This is a genomic window from Bacillus cereus group sp. BfR-BA-01382, from assembly GCF_022663475.1.
Lineage (GTDB): Bacteria > Bacillota > Bacilli > Bacillales > Bacillaceae_G > Bacillus_A > Bacillus_A thuringiensis_S.
The window spans coordinates 143,405-163,740 of record NZ_JAKUFQ010000002.1 but is presented as its reverse complement, the minus strand read 5'-3'; the positions used below and the strand labels follow the sequence as shown (position 1 = coordinate 163,740).

Genomic DNA, 20,336 nt, shown 5'->3' with positions numbered 1-20,336 from the left:
CCGCTCCTTCCTAACCTACAAGAAAAGGAGTGTTGAACATGAATAGCGCAACAAATCAATCTACCTCTAAAACGCAAACTACACAAGGACAAGGTGAATTAAAACGCGGATTAAAATCTCGTCACCTTACGATGATTTCTCTCGGTGGTACAATTGGTACCGGACTATTTCTTGCCAGCGGTGGTGTCATCCATACAGCTGGACCTGGTGGCGCATTAATTGCATACGCCGCAATTGGAATTATGGTTTATTTTTTAATGACAAGCTTAGCTGAACTTGCAGCTTACATGCCTGTTACTGGATCTTTTAGTACGTATGCAACAAAATTTGTTGATCCATCACTTGGCTTTGCACTTGGATGGAACTATTGGTATAACTGGGCAATTACGATTGCTGCTGAACTTGCAGCTGTAACATTAATTATGAAATTTTGGTTCCCAGATACTCCTTCTCTTATTTGGAGTGGATTATGTTTAGCTATTATTTTCCTTTTAAACTATTTATCTGTTAAAGGGTTTGGTGAATCTGAATATTGGTTCGCACTTATTAAAGTAGTTACTATTATTATCTTTTTAATTGTTGGTTTCATGATGATTTTCGGAATTATGGGCGGCGAAACTGTTGGATTTAAAAACTTCACAGTTGCAGATGCACCATTTAACAGCGGTATCATGGCAATTATCGGTGTATTTATGGCAGCTGGTTTCTCCTTCCAAGGAACTGAATTATTAGGAGTAGCTGCTGGTGAAACATCTGATCCAGAACGTAATATCCCAAAAGCAATTCGTTCAATCTTTTGGCGTATTCTTTTATTCTATATCCTTGCGATTCTCGTTATCGGTTTACTAATTCCTTATACAACTGAAAGCCTTGCTGCAAGTGATGTAACAGTAAGTCCGTTTACACTTATTTTTGAAAAAGCGGGCGTTGCCTTTGCTGCTTCTGTTATGAACGCTGTTATTTTAACTGCTGTACTATCTGCTGGTAACTCTGGTATGTATGCATCAACTCGTATGCTTTGGGACTTAGCTCGCCAAGGAAAAGCACCAAAGTTTCTTGGTAAATTAGATAGCCGCGGTGTACCTGTTAACGCATTAATCGTAACGTCAATTGTTGGTAGTATTGCTTTCATTGCTTCTTTATTCGGTGACGGTGTTGTATACATTTGGTTATTAAACGCATCTGGAATGTCTGGTTTTATCGCATGGGTCGGAATTGCAATTAGTCATTACCGTTTCCGTAAAGCATATATCGCACAAGGAAAAGATTTAAAAGACTTACCATATAGAGCAAAATGGTTCCCATTCGGTCCAATCTTCGCATTTACACTTTGTATCATCGTAATTTTAGGACAAAACTACGGCGCATTTATGGGTGAAGCAATTGATTGGAACGGTGTACTCGTTTCTTACATCGGTTTACCACTCTTCTTAGTACTATGGTTAGGTTATAAATTTACGAAAAAAACAAAAGTGATTCCACTTGATAAATGTGAACTAAAATAAAGTGAAACGAGCAAACAAATTTGTTTGCTCGTTTTTTGTTGCAAACCTCTTTCCTTTATTATTGCTCCTGTTTTTGCAATAATAAAGGAAATATAAATAAAGGTTGGGATACAATGAACATTCGTATTACTGATGAAGCAAAAGCAGCTATACGTAGATTAGAACGTGAAGATAAAAAGATCGTTCGCATTAGAGGAACAATGACGAACTCTTGTAGTATTTTCGTTGATGTCGATTTAATTTGGGATACATATAACGCAGATGATGTTGTATATGAAGATGTAGAGCTTATCGTACAAATGGATTCATTCACGAAAGAATACACTGGTGATACAGTGAAACTTGATTATAAGACGACAGGTTTTAGTATTACGACTCCGAGTGAGACTTTAGTTTATGGATTGTCGATTAAAAAATAAAAATTGTTTTCATTTGACCACCGAGGTGAAAAAATGGGTAAATATGTTCCGTTAAAATTTTTATTTAATGAAGAATTAGCAGAGAAAATAGCTGATTCTATTTGTAAACACGATCCTAATTTTTCTAAAAGAATCTTTGTAGATTCTGTAACATATAAAGTTGAAAATTTAGAGTTAAAACAACGTATTGAAGTAATAGCAGATGAATTACACAATGCTTTACAAAAAGATTTTAATGTAGCAATACATATATTACTGAAAACATTAGGACCAGAAAATACAACAGAAGTAGGCACATTCACAAACGGATATATGTACATGCCTATCGCAAAATACGTTGAAAAATATGGTCTGAACGATTTTGAAACCTCATTCAACACCATGTATGAAATAACGAAAAGGAATAACGCTGAATATGCCATTCGGCCTTTTCTTGAAACATACCATGAAGACACACTAGACATATTACAACAGTGAGTTCATGACCAAAACAGTTATCTCTATCAGTGTTTCAGTAGTTTGGAACAAAAGGCTGCTGGTACTAGAATGAGTTTGCTTAATTTCCCAGGCTTTCTAACGAAAGGAATGGGGATTGCGATTGTAGGTGGATTATTATCGATACATTTGCTAAACCGAAAATTACTACCTATGAATGCTAATTCTTTCACTCATTTGTATAGTAATTTACTATTACTTTTTGCAGGAATCATATTGATTAGCTGGTTGGTTACTATGAAAATGTATAAATGCTCCAGAAGAAATATATATCAAGTGAAAAGATTCATTTTTCAATAACTTTTTTGTTATATTTTTCAATCTAGTGACGTTTCTTACATCAAGATTAAACAACTATATTTTTAACCCCGATCTAAATTTAGATCGGGTTATACTTATTTGGACTTTTGAAATTAAATAACTTTATTATCATTTTACATATAAAAAATCAAAATTTAACAATTTACCCTATATGCATTATAAAAGGCTTGTCTAAAATAATGTATATGTCAAGAAAACTTGTCTGTAAGTTGAAATGTTGTAGAATCTAGAGTCCGAATATGCTTACGGTAGATCCTCCTAATCATACTCGCCTGCGTCGGATGGTCTCTAAACCCTTTATACCACGTATGATTGAGGACCTTCGTTCCCGTATTCAGCAACTTGCCGACGAATTGTTAGTTGCTGTACAAGAACAAGGAAAGATGGAAATTATTGCAGATTTTGCTTAACCACTACCCATTATTTTCATTTCAGAGGTGCTTGGGATTCCCGCCACTGATCGAAACCAGTTCCGCAAATAGACAAAAAACTCATGGACACCTCTGTGGAACCTATTCAGGGAACTGAAGTTAAAACAACACTTAAAAGTTTATTCATTACATTGAGACATTACTTAACGAAAAGCGTCTAAATCCTGATTCTGATTTGATAAACGATCTCATTCAAACAAGAGAGCAAGAAAACAAGTTGAATAAGAACGAGCTTCTTTCGACAATTTGGCTATTCATCATCGCTGGACATGAAACGACAGTTAATTACATAGAGAAGTCAACGTCTTTTTTATTTTAGGGGAACTTGTTTTGTTAATTTGATATTTACAGTTAAGTTAAGTTAAGTGACATTTGATTCTCATAATCCGTATTATCTGAAGTTAATAAAGTCTATTACACTCTCTTCTTTAGGAACGTTTCCATAATATCTTTCTTAAATTTTTCATAATCAAACTGAAAAGCTACATTATGCGTTTTATAGCCTGGATTAGTAACAAAACGAAAATCTGCAATGCTTTGACCAAATCCTTCTCCTTGATCAGGGATTACTTTAATAGGTACTCTTGAAAGACTAACAGCGTCTTGATTTAGCAAATACCAAACTGTTACAAAATCATGCATAGGACTTCCACTTATACCAGGATTAGACTTGGAGTAGAAATTATAATAATAATCTAACATAGGTTTGATGATGAGTCCTGCAAGATCCTGTGTACTCCGATGAAATGCATCAATTTGCTGGACCATTTCGGGTGTAACAATCGCGTGTTGAGTCACATTTAAAGGAATAATCGTCAAGTTCTTTGCATGCTGCAGAATTAAGTTTGCTGCATACGGGTCTGCGTAAAAATTAGCTTCAGCCACAGCAGTTACGTTACCTGGATAGAAAAAAGCTCCCCCCATGCAAATGCATTCTCTTACATTTCGCATTGTTTCTAAATTTAATACAAAAGTCGTAGCTAGCGAAGAAAGTCTTCCTAAATTGATAATTGTAAGATCTTCTAAATTTGATTCTATAATTTGATAAATATCATTTAAAGGATAAACTGGATATGAAATTTCAGGTGGAATAATAGGTCCTAATCCAACTTTTCCATGTACCTCAGGGAAATACTGAATCACTATACCTGTCAACGGTACAGAAGCACCAAGGAATACAGGTATTTCTTCTCTTCCCGCAATGTACTTTAAATAGTTAATATTTCTTATTACATCTTCTCTTGATACATTTCCATAATCGGCCACAATTCCTACAAGTTGAATGTCTTTACGAAAAAAGGTGTACAGTATAGCAAACGCATCATCAATCCCTAAATCTGTAAACAGGAGAACCTTTTTTTGCATATCTCTTCCTCCAAAATTTATAGAATTCTACTTTCACCAATGATGCAGTGATTAGAATACGCTTTTATATATATTTTTTATGTATTCTTAAAGAGTGGATTCTATTCACTTGAAATAGTTTTGCTTATCTAAATCTGATATTATATTCAAGCACAAAATACATAAGGGTATTAGAGATATGGAAAAATCTGTTGTTATTGAGGAATTTACATCGGATTGGGCACTACAATTAGGGCTCACCATATCAAAAACGAAAATTGTACGTTTAGACACAAAATTAACATATTTTGATTAGCTCCCTGTACGTTAAGGAATTAGTTTCTATATTTGAGGAGATGTATGTGACAGGTGTATATTTAGGGGAATCTAATATTCACCATTCAAATATGATAGAATAGAAGTATATCCAAAACGGAGGAATAACAAATGAACTCAAACACAAAACAGTTTATTTATGATATCCAGCAAAGAAAGAACAATTATATAGAAAATGCTCTAATAGCAATACAACACCCTAAAAAAGAGCAATCTGAACAGGTCATTCAAAATATAGTAGAGAAGATGGATATGATGATTAGTCTAGTTACTACGTACATGAGGATTGAATCTGGATCTATGGAAGAATTAAAAGAACTTCAGAAAGAAATTATCCATGCTCAAGCATATATCCAAAAACGAAAATTTGAAGAAACACAGAGATAAAACCCTGTGTTTTTATTTGATTTATAATGCTAATCTATTATAAATCAAATTACATGTGATTATTGTTTTGGCATAATCCATACAATTTGTTGAATGCGTACAATATATGGCACCGTATCTTCAATGAGCAAATGATCTAGTTTCACATCCTTTAATTTACCTCTTATATTGCCTCTTACAGTTTCAATAACCACATGTTTACCAATTACTGATTGTAATGTCTGATATACATAGGGATTAGGCACACTTACCATATTTTGTTTACTAAAGTCATTTCCCTCCAAATAACTCATTCTATAAAACTCCTTTCTAACTTGCATTCTTTCTACTAATATATGATATAAATCTTATAAATATGCTAGAAGGATAATTCATTATATGGACGGAAATAACATTTTAATAGGGTACGGTTTCTATTTCTACATTGCTAAAAAAATGATTTATATAAAGTTACTTTTACTAGTTAATAGGAGATGATAAAGGGATATTTTGAATATACATCTAGGTTGTTCCTTTCTGGTTATGTATCATTTTAAATACGCCCTTTATTAGAATAGTGCTCATACTTTTTTTGAGATTCTTTCGTAATACGTGCGTTAAGTAAAATTGCTAACAATAAAAACACTCCATATTTTCCGCCTGTAGCTCCTATGATAATCACACTACTACAAACAAGTACAATTAATAGGATAAACGAAACTAAATAAATACGATCATAATTCTTTGACATCTTCTCGTATTTTATGCGTTCTTTCCTTGCATCCATTTTAATTCCTCCTTTAGATGATCCATTTCACTCTCAGATAAATCTCGGCCTTAAAAAGGAAACAATCTATCGTTTTAAATAATTAGTTTGTTTTTTTATCAACTAATTTATATAACGTAAAAAGAAATCCTACCAATATTAAGCTTTCCACCATGATAATCTCCATCCTCTCCTTCCTTTTAACCCCAACACATCAGATAAAAGTTATGTATATCCCATATTAGCTGCAGCAAGCAAAAAGGATCCCCCTTTTCTTAAAGGCTGATCCTTTTCTCCTTGCATGCAACTATTTTTACCTATTCTTGATTAATTAGAATAATAGCTGGTCCATCTACACGAATTCCACCAACTTCGATTTTTTCATAAGGCTCAACTGTAATAGAAATAATCCCTTCTCGCTTCTTTAATTCATTACTTAATTCTTTTGTTAACATTTTTTTCATGTGCGGACTCCTTCTTACTGCTTAATTTACTATTGTTATGTAAATAAAATAAAAAATGGTTTCTTGGTCTGGAAACCATTTTTTGTAGTTTACCATATGGTGTTACCAGTTCGTTTATCAATTTTACGTAAAGAAGATAAACAATTACTATTCACTGTCTCAGTAGATGTAAGGAACTCTTAAAGCTGGCGGTGAGATTGATTGTTTTTTCTTCTAGAAATAATGACTTAGATAGTATATTACCTAAAACAATGAAAGCCCTACCTCTCTTTCATCCTTACGGCTCCTTGTCCGTGCCAGTGTGAATCAGGATTGCAAAAATCAAGTGACTATTTAATCGAGTTATTTAATGAAACTTCGAATGTTCGTAAAATAAATTTAAAAATAAAAATGGATTAGATTGAAGTAATAACAAAAGAGGTTTCTACTCTAAAAGTGAGTTGAAGAAATTGAATGTCTTTGAAATGATTTACTTTTAATACTCATCATATTCTCGAAAAATTCAGGATGTTTTCGGGAGATATAATACATTATCTATAATAAACCTTAACAGAAACTTTTTATTTGATTTTCAGTGATTCCTTTAATTAATTCTAGTTCACTGACCAAAAACTTATATGCATCATCCAACAATTTTTTTTCACTTGTATTCAGTGTTTTTTCTTTCTTCATACGCATTAAATCGCGTACAACTTCAGCACCTTCTTGTATTTCACCCGTTTTTATTTTGTCCGTGTTCACTTTATGCCTTTGTTTCCACGGCAGTAATTTACATGATTTTTCATGCTGAAAAATGTGTATAATGTGTTTTAATGCAAGTATATCAGTAACTGGGCGTATATTCGAATTCAATATTTTACCCGTAGGAATCATGACTTGCATATTACTGATTGACATTTTGATGACATAATACTGTTGTTTTTCCCCTGAGAATTCTTTTTCTTCTATGGCTTCAATTATACCTGCTCCGTGCATTGGATAAACAATGTTATCGCCAATTTGAAACATATAATCCACCTCCATATGTGGTAACCTTTTCAAGCTTAACACATATGTTGTTTTTTATCAAAAATTTAATAATATCACAAGTTCATTTTAGGTGTCAATTACTTTTTTCTTCAAAAGTTAAATCAAGTAAAACAGCCGTAAAATACCAAAGAGCGTTCGAGATTTCCAATAAAAGAAAAGGGAATCCATACGCGTATATCCTGAAATCTCCACCCATTAACGTAGATCAATTTCCCCTTGAAAACGGCCAAATCGATCCCGTATTTTTTTCAATCTTATATGATACTCCAAAATCTCAATTCTTGCTTTTTCTGCTAGAGGGGCAATTGGTCGTAAATCTTTTAACCCCCAATACTCAACCACTACATCAAGTACTTGATCAAAATATTGTAGTGGGCCATAGTTTGCTTCTTTTGCAATCACAGCCATTCTATTTTCAAAATCAGGCATGACGGCACCTGGCATTTTAAAATTCCTAATCACATTGGCAATATGGTAGCAATAATTTGGTTCCAATTCTAAATGTGTTCGAATAACGTTTCGATAAAACGCATAATGAAGTGTTTCATCTTTTGCAAGACGGCGTAATAATGTAGCAAGATCTGGATCATGCTTACTTGCCACCTTAGCTACATTATTGTAAAACACCATTGTTGCAAGTTCTTGTAGCGTCGTATATGTCATGGCTTCGATTGGTGTATGAAAATCAGGCTCAAATCCACACTCAACGACTGATTTTCTTAATTCATGTATACGTTTAGGGTTTACACTTCGAGTGAGTAGTAAATATGTCTCTAATAAATTCGAATGTTGATCCTCTTCTGAGGTCCAAGTATGAATAAAGTCTGTAATAACAGAAAGGGAACCTTTAAAAGTCGCAGATAAATACGTTGTAAACCATGGTAAATTCACTTCTGTTAATAAAGCTGTTTCAATGGCCGTAATTACACCAGAAGGGAGAGTAACTTGACTTTCATCCCAAGGAACTCTTTTAAAGTCCATTCCCTTATCCCATGGTAAAAACTCATGATAAGCCCAGTCTATCTTCTGCGCTCTTATTTTATGTTGTTCATACAGTTCTTTTAAACGTGGTTCTAATCGAAAATCTAAATCATTTGTTAACATTTAAGTGCCCCCTTTTTCTTACCATGGATATTCATCCTATTTTTATCCTTAAAAATTTTCTACAAATAAATATTACTTTCCTTTTTTAAAGTCAAACAAAACAAATTTGTAACAAAATTTTTTAAGAGCACTATATTTTTATAGGATTTTTTTATTAAAAGGAGGACCGTTACATCTATTTTCTTTTTTATAAAATAGATACTGAAACATACAATATGTTAGTTAGCCTAAATAATAGCTTTGACAAGTGCCAACCCAATTCCATTCGAGCCAAGCTTTTTAGAACTACTTGATTTATAGAATCGTTCAAAAATATGAGGTAATTCTTCAGCTAAAATTCCCTCTCCAAAATCTTGGATCACTAGTTCGATATAGATTGGAGAATTTTTGACCTGAATCATTATGTTACCACCTGGTTTAGAATGTTCTATTGCATTCTTCAACAGGTTTAACAAAGCTTCCTCCATCTATATTTTTTCGTGAATAACGATTATTTCTCTCGGTGCATTCCAATTAATATATTTTTATCACTTATCATGCTTTCCAAGCGATTTAGAACTTCCTTAGTCATATCTACTAAATTCCCTAGCTCTTGATCAAAGGATTTCCACTTATTTATCCCGAATATATAAATAACCATTCTCACAAGGAGCGAATTTATATGAATCTATTCGAACATGAAACATAAAACTGCTTCATTTTAATAAGAGGTCCTCCCTTTTTCTTTTCTCATCATATTATCCATTAAAAAATAGGAGGACAAATTTATGAAACGTGATCCATTATTTTTAACTTTATTAGAAAGTGCAAATACAAACTTTAGTGGCTGGGATTTTTCTTTCATTTCAGAAACGGGTCGAATGAAGAGCGAGCCATTATCGTGGTCGTACGGCAGTACTGCTTTTCAGCTTATGCAACGTGCAGAATCAATGCTCGATATGGGTACTGGTGGCGGAGAGTTTTTATCTATGTTACAACCGTTCCCGTCAACTACATTCGCTACTGAGGGCTACGCTCCAAACGTGCCAATTGCTCAGAAGAAATTAGAACCTTTAGGGGTTACAGTTGTGGCAGTAAGTGATGATACTGCTTTACCATTTCAAAATGAACAGTTTGATTTCATTCTGAATCAACATGAATCCTATTCTGCTTCTGAGGTAAATAGAATACTTTCTCCTAATGGAATATTTCTTACACAACAAGTTGGCGGTCTTGATTGCGTTGAACTTAATGAACAATTGGGTATGCCTCTAAATAGTGAGTTTGCAAATTGGTCTCTCGAAACTGCATGCAGTGAGTTAAACCAAAATGGATTTACTATTTTAGAAGCAAAAGAAGAATTCCCTTTCCAACGTTTTTATGATATTGGCGCTATCATCTATTATTTAAAAGCAATTCCGTGGCAAATTCCTGATTTTACTGTCGAAAAGTACTTTGAGGAGTTATATCGTATACATGAGATTATTTCGCAAAAAGGATATTTAGATGTGAATCAACATCGATTTATAATTAAGGCGATTCGTAGCTAACAAAAAGAGGTAGCAAAGCCACCTCCTTTTTTGTTCCGTTTACGTATATTCTCTACTCTTTCACCATAAGAAAAGTTATATCATGCATATTACAATTATGGCCAATAAATTGTATTTCTGAAACATATAATCACCTCGCATATATAATGAGAGCAAAAACGTGATTTTTCACTATCCTCTTCTATTGAGAAATGAGTTGTTTTTCATATCGCTTATTCGCATCATCTTCTGTCAAACATGCAGTTGTGTAATGAATAATATTCCGGTTATCATACGTGAATATATGTTTTAACTTATTTTCTTCTGTTAATACTGTCGGTAAGTATTTTGGTAAATTGCTAACAACACCTCTATTATCACCATCTAATATCCAATCAATTTCTTTCCATTCTAATAATCCTTCAGCCGTACGAAATGGTGTATTCATTTGCATTCCATCTGGCAAATCAGCAACGAACACATACATTCCTTCACTAGCCTGGGGCTCATCTTTACCTTTAAAACCAACAGTCCCTTTATACATTACACTTGAAAGTTCTATACCCGTTTCCTCAAACGTTTCTCTAATTATTCCTTCGTATGGCGTTTCATTATCTTCTATTTTTCCTCCAACACCATTCCACATCCCCATATTCGGCTTTTTATTTCTATTTAATAGCAGTATTTTATCGCTTTTTCTAATAAAACAAATTGTGTATTTGTACATACAATCATTTCCTTTCATTTTCCACATGAGTTATTTGGCTTATTTTCAAGTAAAAACACTCGCCTTACAATTCCTTACTACATAATATATAGTACAACTTTCATGCGTAAACACTTTACGTCAAACGAGAGAATCCTTTTTAGAAAGGAGAATTTAAAATCGATAATATAAGCAATGAATTTCTAAACCAATATTACAACAGCCTCGTGTGGTTAAACGATACACACTGGTTCGGAGTTCCAATCTGTAAACTTCCCTCTGACCTCTTTTTGTATCAAGAAATTATTTATGAATTAAAGCCCGATTTAATTATTGAATGCGGGACTTTTCACGGTGGTAGTGCACTGTATTTAGCTTCTATGTTAGATTTAATTGGAAAAGGTCACGTACTTACTATCGATATAACTCCGCAGCCAAATCGGCCATCACATAATCGGATTACGTATTTAACAGCCTCTTCTGTTTCTGTGCAGGCCGTCCAAACAATAGTAAGCATGCGCAAACCTGATGATGTGGTTTTAGTTATTTTAGATTCTGATCATAGTAAAGAGCATGTATCCAAAGAACTATTACTATATAAATCTATCGTCACTACTGGCAGTTATATGATTGTAGAAGATACCTCCATTAATGGAAATCCGCTTCTTCCCGATTGGGGTCCTGGTCCGATGGAGGCTGTGGATGAGTTTTTAACTAAAAATAATAACTTCATAATCGACGAGTCTAAACATAAATTTTTCATATCATTTAATCCAAAAGGTTTTTTAAAGAAAATAAAGTGAAACTTTAATAAGTGGGGTTTTGCTTCTCCCCCACTTATTCTATCATTTTCATTTTTGAAAAAGGATAATATACGAATTCCACCTTGCCAATTATGTTATCTTCTTCAATATATCCTAAGCCATTTCGACTATCTCTACTTACTTCGCGGTTATCTCCCATTACAAATAACTTATTTGGCGGAATTTTTGTCTTTTGAAAGTTATAAAACACTTGTGTGTTGTTAAATAAATCTTTGTTCGTATATGGTTCTTCTTGCTTTTTATCGTTCACATATACCTTTCCGTTCGTTATGTTAATTACATCACCCGGAAGCCCTATTACACGTTTCACATAATATTTCGATTCATCCGCTTCCTTTATAATGACAATTTCTCCGCGTTGTAAATTAGAAAGACGTACTACTGCTTTATTTACAAATACGTAATCTGCTTCATATAAAGTCGGCTGCATCGATTCCCCTTCCACTTTACATAAAGTAAAAGAATGGTAGCCTATTACCATCACCAATATAAATAGTATGTACTTTCCCCAGCCTCTCTTAATTTCCTTTTTCATATCCATTCCCACCTTATAAAGCGCTTTTTAACTCAAAAAATATATCACTGCACAATATGTTTCCATGCAGTGATACTATTTTTACTGTGCCTTGTTCGGTTGTTCTACTGGAATTGAATTTGTATTTGATCTATTTGTTTTTAATTCAAAATACGCATCCAAAATCTCTTTACCAATCGCAGAATTAATTCCTGATTTATCATCATTCACCCATGGTACAACAACTGAAAAAGCTACTTCCGGATCAGCATCATATGGTGCATAACCGGCAAGAGTTAAATTATAACATTTTTTTCGGTTGTTATTCTCATCTCTTCCAATATCACTTTCTCCACCATATACCGTCTCAGCTGTTCCTGTTTTTCCCGCTGGTTTATATGGTAAACCTTTAAACGTTCCGGTACCTGTTCCGTCAGCTTCTTGAAAAACTCTTCTAAACCCTTCTTTTACATGATTAATGTACGAAGTGTCCATATCCACTCGATTTAATACAACTGGTTCAATCGACCGAACGACTTTTCCTACATCCTCTGGTCTATTCGGTTGCTCTCTAACTTCTTGTACAATTTGTGGTTTCATTCGGTAACCGCCATTTGCAATTGTGGAAATATATTGCGCAAGCTGAAGCGGCGTGTATGTATCATACTGTCCAATCGCGTAATCAAGTAAAAATCCGGGTATGTTATCAGTTCTACCTACTTGACCGATTGCTTCATTTGGCAGATCAATACCAGTCGACACACCTAGGCCAAATTGTCTAAAATAGTAGCGCATTTTATTAAATGTTTCTTGTTTAATATCTAATGGATTATTTGAGACATAATTAATGCCTGCCATTTTTAAAGCTGTATTAAACATATAAACGTTCGATGAAACTTGTAAAGCTCTTAAATCATCAATATCCCCAAATTCTTTCCACGATTTCTTCGGCTTAGAACTTCCTTTAAAATACATTGGTGCATCAAAGAAATGTGTATATGGCTTAATCGCTTCTGTTTGATATCCAGCTAATAAAGTAGCACCTTTTACAGTTGATCCTAACTCATAAGAACTTGTCATCGTTCCTAATGCATAATCTTCTATTTGCATACCGCCATCTTTATTTACAATTTTCTTTCCTGCCATTGATAAAATTTGACCGTTTTTCGGATTCATCATTACTACGAACGCACGATCCATCATCGGCTCTGCAGCATGAAAAGCTCGTAAATTCTTTTCAAGGCTTCCCTCTACTTTTTTCTGTAAATCCATATCGACTGTTAACATTAAGTTATTTCCACTTTTTCCTTCGGTCACTTTTTCTGTTCGAACAATTTTCCCTGCTTTATCCATAATATTTTTAGACTGTTCTTTCGTTCCATGTAGTGCATCTTCGTATTGTTTTTCAATGTAACTTTTACCAATACGATCGTTTCGATTATAATCACGAACTAAATAATAATCTAATTGTTCTCTTGGCAACCCTTCATTTTCATTAGAAACGCTACCTAGTATAGAGCGCAGTATTTTATCATTTGGGTATTCTCGTTCCCAATCTACTGTCGTATCTACCCCCGGTAAACTTGCCAATCTTTCACTAACGACAGCATATTCATTTTGACTTACATCTTTTTTAACGATTTGCGGTGTCATTTTATATCCTGCATTCATTTTGCTTTTAATTACTAATACTTCTATATCTTCCTTTGAAAGCTCATTTAATTCTTCTTGTGTAATTCTTTCCCGGCGCAGTTCTTCTACTTTTTTATCTAATTCTTTTCCTTCTATTTCTTGCTTTCTAAATTTACTCTCATCTTCTTTCGTTACTTTCGCTGCTGCCCGCTTTTCATTTAACTGCATCCAAAAATCTTTCTTATCTGTCTCTGTTAACTTATCCATGTCCTCTTGCGACATTTCAATCAGCTTGGCTAAATCTCTTGCTACTTGTAAAACTTCTTTCGAGTCTACTCCTCTCATTTTCGTATATGTAACGGTTCGCAATGGTTTATTATTTACAATAACGTGACCTTGCCGATCAAACATTTTCCCTCTAGGAACGGGAGTGCTTACCGTTACATCTTCCTTTTTGTTTACTTCATTTCTATACGTTTCTCCATCAATGATTTGTACTTTACCTAATTGAATTATAATAGCTGAAAATAAAAGAAAGACAATAAAAAATAGTACATTTAACCGAAAAGGAATATGAGTCTTTTTCTTTTTCGATTGTTTCTTCTGCTCCTTTTTCTGTCTCATTTCGCTCCCTCGCTTCATTCTATTAACATTTCTACGCAAAATCATTATGTATCAAATTTATTTATATGATATATATAGAATTTTATATTAATTACAAAAGAAATAAAAGATTTAATTTTCAGTTTTTTAATTAATTATCCTATTTATTACCATTCCCTTAATGCACAATAACATGAATATTATTCTAAAAGAAAAATGGGGCAAATTGATTTTTATAAATTATAGAGATGTGGTTACTACATTATCAAAATGTTTTCATATGGCTTAAAACAGTGATTACTCAAATAAAAAACTGAGGCGGATACCTCAGTTTTTTCGATAACTTATTTCATTGAAGATAATCCTTCAACAAATTCACCAATTTTATTTTGAAAAACATAATCAAAGTTATATTCCTGTTCTGTTAACTCTTCATTTACTAAAATAGTTGTTGCCCCTACTTCTCTTTTTGCGATTTCCGGGAATGAAGCGACGGGTTGTACTTTTAATGACGTTCCCATAACAATAAGCACATCTGTTTCATATAAACGTTTTATCGCATTTTGATATTGCGGCAATGTATCTCCGTATAAAACAACATCTGGATTTAAAATGAAATTACACTTCTCGCAGCGAGGCACTTCATGATCAATCATATACTGCAAATCATATCCCGCTTTACACTTCGGACAATGTGCTGTTTGAAGTGTTCCATGTAAATCAATGACATGCTTACTACCGCCTAATTGATGTAAACCGTCAATATTTTGCGTTAAAATCGTAATATCTTTCCCTTGTTCTTCTAATTCAGCTAAAAAGCAATGGCCACGATTTGGTTTATATTGATGAAACGTATTAATTTGAAATATTTCTTTATAATGCTTCCAAAATTCTTTCGGATTTCTATTATAATATCCCCTTGATAAATACATCTCCACATTCGCATCAGCATACAATCCATTTGCTGAGCGGAAATCTGGAATACCGCTTTCCGTACTTGCTCCTGCACCTGTTAACACTGTAATTTTCTTCGCTTTTTCTAAAATTGAACGTACTTCTTCAAATTGTTGCACAAAAATCACCTCTATGTATTTTCCTATACTTATTATACCAGTTGTTTACAGGAGGTGTTGTATGATTCGATTTATTTAATGCGTCGCACCCCCAACCTCTACAATATCTACTTCAACTGTTGTCGTTACCTCAACTGCCAATTCGATCCCTTTACGAATAGTAGAAAGTGACATACTCGGTTGCCCTGGATATTTACTCGCTTGTTCTGGTAAGAACGGAATATGAATAAATCCGCCTTTTATTTTCTTATCACGCTTCTCTAGTTCATGCATGAGACCGTAGAATAAATGATTACAAACGAATGTACCTGCTGTTTGTGAAACGAAAGCTGGTATACCTTCTTCTTGCAGTCTTTTTACGATTGCTTTCATCGGAAGTGTAGACCAATAAGCAGCTGGTCCTTCTTCTGCAACTGGCACATCTATGGGCTGATTCCCTTCATTGTCAGCAATTCTTGCATCATCAACGTTAATTGCGACACGCTCTATCGTAATATCTGGTCTGCCCCCAGCTTGTCCGATACATATAATCATTTCAGGGTTTAGTTCTTCTATATATTCTTTTAATACTTTTATTGATTTATGAAATACCGTTGGGACTTGTTTGCTAATAATCGTGTACTCTCCAATTGTTTTTTCATGCAAACTTTTTGCTACTTCCCAAGCTGGGTTGATGCTTTCTCCGCCAAACGGATCAAATCCTGTTAATAATACTGTTTTCATAGTTTTCCCTCCTAATTAGAAACGATATACAAGGCCGTACATAATAAACATATTGATAATAAAGATTGAAAGAGCAATTGGTACTTGTGCTTTAATAACTGCATTTTTATCCTTTAGTTCTAAAAGCATCGCCGGAACGATATTAAAGTTTGCTGCCATTGGCGTAAGTAGCGTTCCGCAATATCCAGCAAACATACCGAGTGCTGCCATAATTGCTGGATTCCCACCGTGCATTTGAACAATTAAAGGTAAACCAATTCCGCCAGTAATAACGGCAAACGCTGCGAATGCATTTCCCATTACGACTGTGAAAAGCATCATTCCTAAACAATACGCCATAACAGCAACGAACGGATACTCTGTCGGTAACACTTGTCCGACTAAATCTGAAACAACTTGTCCAACGCCAGACTTCGCGAATATACCGCCAAGTGCTGCTAACATTTGTGGTAAAATTACAGCCCAGCCGACAGCTTGTAATAGTCTGCTTCCTTCTTGTACAGGCGTTGTTATTTTTGATTTTGTAATACGCATCGCCGCAACGAATGCGAGTAATGCACCAAGCGCTAATGCAACTAATGTTACTTTATCTGGATCAACAAGAGAGACATTTCCCCATTTAATTTTCCCTAAGGTCAACGTACCGATAATTGTAAAAATAGGAATTAATAGTGCAGGCATAAAAATTTTATTTTTTAATTTCTCAGCATGTTTTACACGCTCTTGTACTGGAACTTCTTTTTCCTCTGATTTTGTTACTTTATTTAGCGAGGCTAAAACGACCATAGCGAGCACGATACAGCCAACGTAAAACGAAGGAATTACATTTCCGAATAAAAATGTAACTGCAAACAATGCCCAAAATAAACTAGAACCGAATCTGTTGGGATGTTCACGATCGAATGCGATACGAACAGCGATAAAAGCAACGATTATCCCTAATACATAATAGATTGTATCCATTGTGATGATGTTCATATTAGATTGCCTCCTTCTCTTCTTTTCCTTCTGCCTTCATTGTTTTCTCTATATATTTATCAAACCTTCTAAATCTAATCCAGCTTACAATAAGTGCAGATATTGCAGTTGGAATGCCCCAAAGTGCCATATCCCATACACCCACATGCATACCTACTGAATCGAAGAACCCTTTCATTAATAAAATAGCACCAGTTGCGATGAAAATATCTTCTCCGAAAAACCAAGCTGTATTTTCCGCAGCAGCTGCGTTTGCTTTAATCTTTTCTCTTAATTTTTCAGGAAGTTTACCGTATTTACCTTGCGCGGCCCCTTCTGCCATCGGTGCAACGAGCGGTCTTACCGTTTGTGCATGCCCACCAATATTAAGCCCTAGTGCTGCTGACGATTCTCTTATCGTAAAATATGACATTAATACTCTTCCAGTTGTTGCTCCTTTTGATTTCGTTATAAGTGCTTCTGCTCTTTCTTTTAAACCGTAACGCTCTAAAATTCCGATTACCGGTAAAGTTAATATAATTGGCATAGACATATATCTATTTTCTATGAAAAATTTACCGAACATGCTGATCACATCATAAAAACTTAATCCTGAAACCATCCCCGTAACAATACCTGCAACCATAACTACTAAAAGTGTATTTAATCTAAATAAAAAGCCCACTGCAACAAGTAGTATTCCGATTAATTTAATCATCCCAGCACTTCCCCCTATTTTTTATTTCGGTGCACAAATAGAAATACCATTACGTTCGAATATTCTGTATATTTTTCCCGCAAATTGTACTGCTTTTTCTCCATCACCGTGTAAACAAATCGTCTGCGCCTGAACTGCTACTTCCTCTCCATTGACCGAATTTACATAGCCTTCTTTCACCATTTGAAGCACTTGCTTTATCGCTTCGTCTTCATTTTTTATAAGTGCATTTTCTTCTGTACGGCTCGTTAACGTTCCATCTTGCTTATATGTACGATCCGCAAACGCTTCTTGTACGAGAGTTACATTGTATTTTTCTGCAGCCTGTATAAACGCCTCGCTATTTGCTAATCCGTAAAGCGATAGACTCGGATTCATATGATAAATTGCCTTAGCGATTGCATCTGCAATTTTCGAATCCGTTGCCGCCATATTATATAAGGCACCATGCGGCTTTACATGCTGCATTTTCCCGCCTGCCGCTTTTACAAATGCGTCTAATGCGCCGATTTGATATAAAACATAATCGTATACTTCACTTGCTGAAACATTCATGTTTCTTCTACCGAATCCAATTAAATCAGGAAATCCAGGATGCGCCCCTATCGCTACGTTATGCTCCAAAGCTTTTTCAACAGTTTGCCGCATAACAGACGGATCACCCGCATGAAAACCGCAAGCAACGTTTATAGAGGAAACGAACGGAAGAATTTCATCATCATTCCCCATTTTATAAGCTCCAAAACTTTCTCCTAAATCACAGTTTAAATCGATTGTAGTCACAATGTATCCCTCCTAATTTCAGCTTCGTAAAGCGATAAATTTCTTTAATAGATTTATATTTACTTCTTGTTCTATGTACAATTGTTCCGCTTCTTCAAGCGTAATTTCCTCAAAAGAAACATAGTCCCCCGGCTTTAGCTGGGCAAGAAGAGGTAAATCTACAGAAATGATATTTCCCATTCTCGGATAGCCACCTGTCGTTTGCCTATCTGCCATTAATATAATTGGCTGTCCACCATTTGGAACTTGAATGGTTCCAAATGTAACAGGACTCGATAAAACCTCTTTTTCTTCAATCCTATTTAAAACTTCTCCCTCAATCCTATAGCCCATGCGGTCAGCATAATTAGATACTTTATACTCTTTCGTAAAAAATGCCTTTCTACTTTCTTCTGTAAATTGATCATATTCAAAGTCAGTTATGACACGAAGCTTAGGATGTTTCTTATACTTTGATAGTACGCTGTTGTTAATTGCCCATTTCGTTTTTATTCTCCCATCTTTTTGTAAGTCTTGAATGAAACGATTCGCCATTTCTGGTTGTGCACCAATTTGGAAGTAGTCACCCTTGTTGAGCATTCTTCCTTCTATACCGCCAATCGCAGCACGTATGTACGTACTTTTACTTCCCATAGTACGATCAATATGGATGCCACCCGCAAAAGTCACATACGCTCTGCAACCACTTTTCACTTTTCCAAAACAAAGCATACTACCTTCTTCCGCTAAAATGGGACGCCATAACGGGATACGTTCTCCATTCAATAACGGTTCCATATCTGCTCCGCCAATCGCAAGTAAAGTCGTTTTCTTTATTAACAATTTAGGTCCCATAATCGTCATTTCGAGTCCCGCTTCATTCTCTTCATTGCCAACTAACATATTGATCATTCGAAGTGCACTTTGATCCATCGCCCCGCCAACGGGTACACCGTATTGTTGATAATGAGATCGCCCTAAATCTTGGACTGTTGTAAACATTCCTGCATGCAAAACTTCTACATCCATTCTTTAGCCCCCTCAAATGATACGTACTCTTCCTTCGTTATTGGGATAAATCGTAAATACATACCACTTTGAATATATGTTGGTATTTCTTCTTCTGGATTAAATAATGAAATAGGAGTTCGGCCGATAATATTCCATCCTCCTGGTGTTTCAAGCGGATAAATACCTGTTTGATTTCCGCCAATACCTACTGAACCAGGAGAGATTTGTAACCGTGGCGTTTCTTTTCTAGGTGTTTCTAATTCTTTTGATAGTCCTCCTAAATACGGGAACCCTGGTGTAAAACCTAGCATATATACAAAATATGTAGTTTCACTATGTATTCGAATCACATCTTCTACTTGTAAACCTTTATAATGCGCAACCTCTTCTAAATCAGGTCCATATTCTCCCCCGTAGCACACTGGTATAGAAATATGTTTCACATCCTGTTTTACTTCTTCTTTATAAGAATCACACAGCTCCTTTATATACTGGTGAACGTAATCATATGGCCTTTCATTTCTCTCATTTCTCTTCCATACTTCGTATACATTGTAGTAAACAGCTAATGAAGTAAACGACGGAACGCACTCAATCATTCCTGCAAACGGATGTTGCTGCAGTGCTTGAAATAACCGCTGTACTTTCTCATATATATCCATCTTAATTTCTTCACCAAATGTAACAATAATTGCTTGATCCCCTAACGCAGAAAATTTCATCCT

Annotated in this window: 21 protein-coding genes and 4 pseudogenes; 8 read left to right on the top strand and 17 right to left on the bottom strand. The window is 34.7% G+C overall.

Annotated features, from left to right (window positions below):
• The first annotated feature begins 38 nt into the window (after positions 1 to 38).
• The 5 genes and pseudogenes from MR160_RS01735 to MR160_RS01715 form a co-directional block, all read left to right on the top strand.
• A complete protein-coding gene (locus tag MR160_RS01735; protein WP_242297040.1) occupies positions 39 to 1,505 on the top strand; it encodes an amino acid permease in 1,467 nt (488 codons plus the stop codon).
• Between the two features lie 113 nt (positions 1,506 to 1,618).
• Positions 1,619 to 1,924, top strand: a complete 306-nt coding sequence (locus tag MR160_RS01730; RefSeq protein ID WP_001026197.1) for an iron-sulfur cluster biosynthesis family protein — start codon at positions 1,619 to 1,621, stop codon at positions 1,922 to 1,924.
• A 33-nt stretch (positions 1,925 to 1,957) separates the two neighbouring features.
• Positions 1,958 to 2,398 (top strand): annotated as a pseudogene (locus MR160_RS01725) (hypothetical protein); the annotation flags it as partial.
• Between the two features lie 10 nt (positions 2,399 to 2,408).
• Positions 2,409 to 2,719: pseudogene (locus MR160_RS01720) on the top strand (tetracycline resistance MFS efflux pump); the annotation flags it as partial.
• A gap of 254 nt (positions 2,720 to 2,973) precedes the next feature.
• Positions 2,974 to 3,463: pseudogene (locus MR160_RS01715) on the top strand (cytochrome P450); the annotation flags it as partial.
• A gap of 122 nt (positions 3,464 to 3,585) precedes the next feature.
• Here MR160_RS01715 and MR160_RS01710 read toward each other — a convergent pair.
• On the bottom strand, positions 3,586 to 4,536 hold the full coding sequence (locus MR160_RS01710; protein ID WP_001170286.1) for a nucleoside hydrolase: 951 nt from the start codon (positions 4,534 to 4,536) through the stop codon (positions 3,586 to 3,588).
• A gap of 426 nt (positions 4,537 to 4,962) precedes the next feature.
• On the opposite strand from MR160_RS01710, the gene MR160_RS01705 reads away from it, so the two are divergent.
• On the top strand, positions 4,963 to 5,238 hold the full coding sequence (locus tag MR160_RS01705; RefSeq protein WP_001087711.1) for a hypothetical protein: 276 nt from the start codon (positions 4,963 to 4,965) through the stop codon (positions 5,236 to 5,238).
• A 59-nt stretch (positions 5,239 to 5,297) separates the two neighbouring features.
• Here the strand turns inward: MR160_RS01705 and MR160_RS01700 are convergent, their stop codons facing one another.
• From MR160_RS01700 to MR160_RS35040, 6 genes and pseudogenes are all read right to left on the bottom strand, one after another.
• Positions 5,298 to 5,531, bottom strand: coding sequence for a YuzF family protein (locus tag MR160_RS01700; RefSeq protein ID WP_000120816.1), 234 nt, complete (start codon positions 5,529 to 5,531; stop codon positions 5,298 to 5,300).
• A gap of 239 nt (positions 5,532 to 5,770) precedes the next feature.
• Positions 5,771 to 6,004: a hypothetical protein gene (locus MR160_RS01695; protein ID WP_000340032.1), complete on the bottom strand. Its 234-nt coding sequence runs from the start codon at positions 6,002 to 6,004 to the stop codon at positions 5,771 to 5,773.
• A gap of 296 nt (positions 6,005 to 6,300) precedes the next feature.
• Positions 6,301 to 6,447: a BC1881 family protein gene (locus MR160_RS01690; protein ID WP_000738546.1), complete on the bottom strand. Its 147-nt coding sequence runs from the start codon at positions 6,445 to 6,447 to the stop codon at positions 6,301 to 6,303.
• Between the two features lie 546 nt (positions 6,448 to 6,993).
• Positions 6,994 to 7,455 (bottom strand): CarD family transcriptional regulator, encoded by a 462-nt coding sequence (locus MR160_RS01685; protein WP_000486295.1) that lies wholly within the window; start codon positions 7,453 to 7,455, stop codon positions 6,994 to 6,996.
• Positions 7,456 to 7,671: 216 nt separating this feature from the next.
• Positions 7,672 to 8,580 (bottom strand): acyl-ACP desaturase, encoded by a 909-nt coding sequence (locus tag MR160_RS01680; protein ID WP_000957094.1) that lies wholly within the window; start codon positions 8,578 to 8,580, stop codon positions 7,672 to 7,674.
• 230 nt (positions 8,581 to 8,810) lie between these two features.
• Positions 8,811 to 9,184: pseudogene (locus MR160_RS35040) on the bottom strand (sensor histidine kinase); the annotation flags it as partial.
• A 163-nt stretch (positions 9,185 to 9,347) separates the two neighbouring features.
• Between MR160_RS35040 and MR160_RS01670 the strand changes: the two are divergent.
• Positions 9,348 to 10,109, top strand: coding sequence for a class I SAM-dependent methyltransferase (locus MR160_RS01670; RefSeq protein ID WP_242297039.1), 762 nt, complete (start codon positions 9,348 to 9,350; stop codon positions 10,107 to 10,109).
• 181 nt (positions 10,110 to 10,290) lie between these two features.
• Here MR160_RS01670 and MR160_RS01665 read toward each other — a convergent pair whose 3' ends face one another.
• Positions 10,291 to 10,815 carry an NUDIX hydrolase gene (locus tag MR160_RS01665; RefSeq protein WP_000280180.1) on the bottom strand — a complete coding sequence of 175 codons (525 nt, stop codon included), beginning with the start codon at positions 10,813 to 10,815 and terminating at the stop codon, positions 10,291 to 10,293.
• Positions 10,816 to 10,973: 158 nt separating this feature from the next.
• Between MR160_RS01665 and MR160_RS01660 the strand changes: the two genes are divergently transcribed.
• Positions 10,974 to 11,597 carry a cephalosporin hydroxylase family protein gene (locus tag MR160_RS01660; protein ID WP_265736909.1) on the top strand — a complete coding sequence of 208 codons (624 nt, stop codon included), beginning with the start codon at positions 10,974 to 10,976 and terminating at the stop codon, positions 11,595 to 11,597.
• A 34-nt stretch (positions 11,598 to 11,631) separates the two neighbouring features.
• Here the strand turns inward: MR160_RS01660 and lepB are convergent, their stop codons facing one another.
• From lepB to pxpB, 9 genes are all read right to left on the bottom strand, one after another.
• Entirely contained in the window at positions 11,632 to 12,153 is a 522-nt protein-coding gene (gene lepB / locus MR160_RS01655) for a signal peptidase I (protein ID WP_000711484.1), read from the bottom strand.
• A gap of 81 nt (positions 12,154 to 12,234) precedes the next feature.
• Positions 12,235 to 14,388, bottom strand: coding sequence for a peptidoglycan D,D-transpeptidase FtsI family protein (locus MR160_RS01650; RefSeq protein ID WP_242297038.1), 2,154 nt, complete (start codon positions 14,386 to 14,388; stop codon positions 12,235 to 12,237).
• A 323-nt stretch (positions 14,389 to 14,711) separates the two neighbouring features.
• Positions 14,712 to 15,449, bottom strand: coding sequence for an NAD-dependent protein deacylase (locus MR160_RS01645; protein WP_079997208.1), 738 nt, complete (start codon positions 15,447 to 15,449; stop codon positions 14,712 to 14,714).
• A gap of 66 nt (positions 15,450 to 15,515) precedes the next feature.
• Positions 15,516 to 16,163, bottom strand: coding sequence for a pyroglutamyl-peptidase I (gene pcp / locus MR160_RS01640; protein ID WP_000859748.1), 648 nt, complete (start codon positions 16,161 to 16,163; stop codon positions 15,516 to 15,518).
• 15 nt (positions 16,164 to 16,178) lie between these two features.
• Entirely contained in the window at positions 16,179 to 17,141 is a 963-nt protein-coding gene (locus MR160_RS01635) for a DUF979 domain-containing protein (protein WP_001021658.1), read from the bottom strand.
• A gap of 1 nt (position 17,142) precedes the next feature.
• A complete protein-coding gene (locus tag MR160_RS01630) occupies positions 17,143 to 17,838 on the bottom strand; it encodes a DUF969 domain-containing protein (RefSeq protein ID WP_000593392.1) in 696 nt (231 codons plus the stop codon).
• 21 nt (positions 17,839 to 17,859) lie between these two features.
• Positions 17,860 to 18,621 carry a 5-oxoprolinase subunit PxpA gene (gene pxpA / locus MR160_RS01625; RefSeq protein WP_000207324.1) on the bottom strand — a complete coding sequence of 254 codons (762 nt, stop codon included), beginning with the start codon at positions 18,619 to 18,621 and terminating at the stop codon, positions 17,860 to 17,862.
• An 18-nt stretch (positions 18,622 to 18,639) separates the two neighbouring features.
• Complete coding sequence (locus MR160_RS01620; protein ID WP_000382228.1) at positions 18,640 to 19,629, bottom strand: 5-oxoprolinase subunit C family protein; 990 nt, start codon at positions 19,627 to 19,629, stop codon at positions 18,640 to 18,642.
• Positions 19,620 to 20,333 carry a 5-oxoprolinase subunit PxpB gene (gene pxpB / locus MR160_RS01615; RefSeq protein WP_000672262.1) on the bottom strand — a complete coding sequence of 238 codons (714 nt, stop codon included), beginning with the start codon at positions 20,331 to 20,333 and terminating at the stop codon, positions 19,620 to 19,622. Before pxpB ends, MR160_RS01620 begins: the two co-directional genes overlap by 10 nt.
• Positions 20,334 to 20,336 lie beyond the last annotated feature (3 nt).

Bases quoted from the DNA above. Each gene is read 5' to 3' on its own strand.
- MR160_RS01735 (WP_242297040.1), top strand. From the start codon at position 39: ATGAATAGCGCAACAAATCAATCTACCTCTAAAACGCAAACTACACAA.
- MR160_RS01680 (WP_000957094.1), bottom strand. From the start codon at position 8,580: ATGTTAACAAATGATTTAGATTTTCGATTAGAACCACGTTTAAAAGAA.
- MR160_RS01700 (WP_000120816.1), bottom strand. From the start codon at position 5,531: ATGAGTTATTTGGAGGGAAATGACTTTAGTAAACAAAATATGGTAAGT.
- MR160_RS01635 (WP_001021658.1), bottom strand. From the start codon at position 17,141: ATGAACATCATCACAATGGATACAATCTATTATGTATTAGGGATAATC.
- MR160_RS01630 (WP_000593392.1), bottom strand. From the start codon at position 17,838: ATGATTAAATTAATCGGAATACTACTTGTTGCAGTGGGCTTTTTATTT.
- MR160_RS01665 (WP_000280180.1), bottom strand. From the start codon at position 10,815: ATGTACAAATACACAATTTGTTTTATTAGAAAAAGCGATAAAATACTG.
- MR160_RS01670 (WP_242297039.1), top strand. From the start codon at position 9,348: ATGAAACGTGATCCATTATTTTTAACTTTATTAGAAAGTGCAAATACA.
- MR160_RS01650 (WP_242297038.1), bottom strand. From the start codon at position 14,388: ATGAGACAGAAAAAGGAGCAGAAGAAACAATCGAAAAAGAAAAAGACT.
- MR160_RS01730 (WP_001026197.1), top strand. From the start codon at position 1,619: ATGAACATTCGTATTACTGATGAAGCAAAAGCAGCTATACGTAGATTA.
- MR160_RS01690 (WP_000738546.1), bottom strand. From the start codon at position 6,447: ATGAAAAAAATGTTAACAAAAGAATTAAGTAATGAATTAAAGAAGCGA.
- MR160_RS01695 (WP_000340032.1), bottom strand. From the start codon at position 6,004: ATGGATGCAAGGAAAGAACGCATAAAATACGAGAAGATGTCAAAGAAT.
- pcp (WP_000859748.1), bottom strand. From the start codon at position 16,163: ATGAAAACAGTATTATTAACAGGATTTGATCCGTTTGGCGGAGAAAGC.
- MR160_RS01710 (WP_001170286.1), bottom strand. From the start codon at position 4,536: ATGCAAAAAAAGGTTCTCCTGTTTACAGATTTAGGGATTGATGATGCG.
- MR160_RS01705 (WP_001087711.1), top strand. From the start codon at position 4,963: ATGAACTCAAACACAAAACAGTTTATTTATGATATCCAGCAAAGAAAG.
- MR160_RS01620 (WP_000382228.1), bottom strand. From the start codon at position 19,629: ATGGATGTAGAAGTTTTGCATGCAGGAATGTTTACAACAGTCCAAGAT.
- MR160_RS01685 (WP_000486295.1), bottom strand. From the start codon at position 7,455: ATGTTTCAAATTGGCGATAACATTGTTTATCCAATGCACGGAGCAGGT.
- lepB (WP_000711484.1), bottom strand. From the start codon at position 12,153: ATGAAAAAGGAAATTAAGAGAGGCTGGGGAAAGTACATACTATTTATA.
- pxpB (WP_000672262.1), bottom strand. From the start codon at position 20,333: ATGAAATTTTCTGCGTTAGGGGATCAAGCAATTATTGTTACATTTGGT.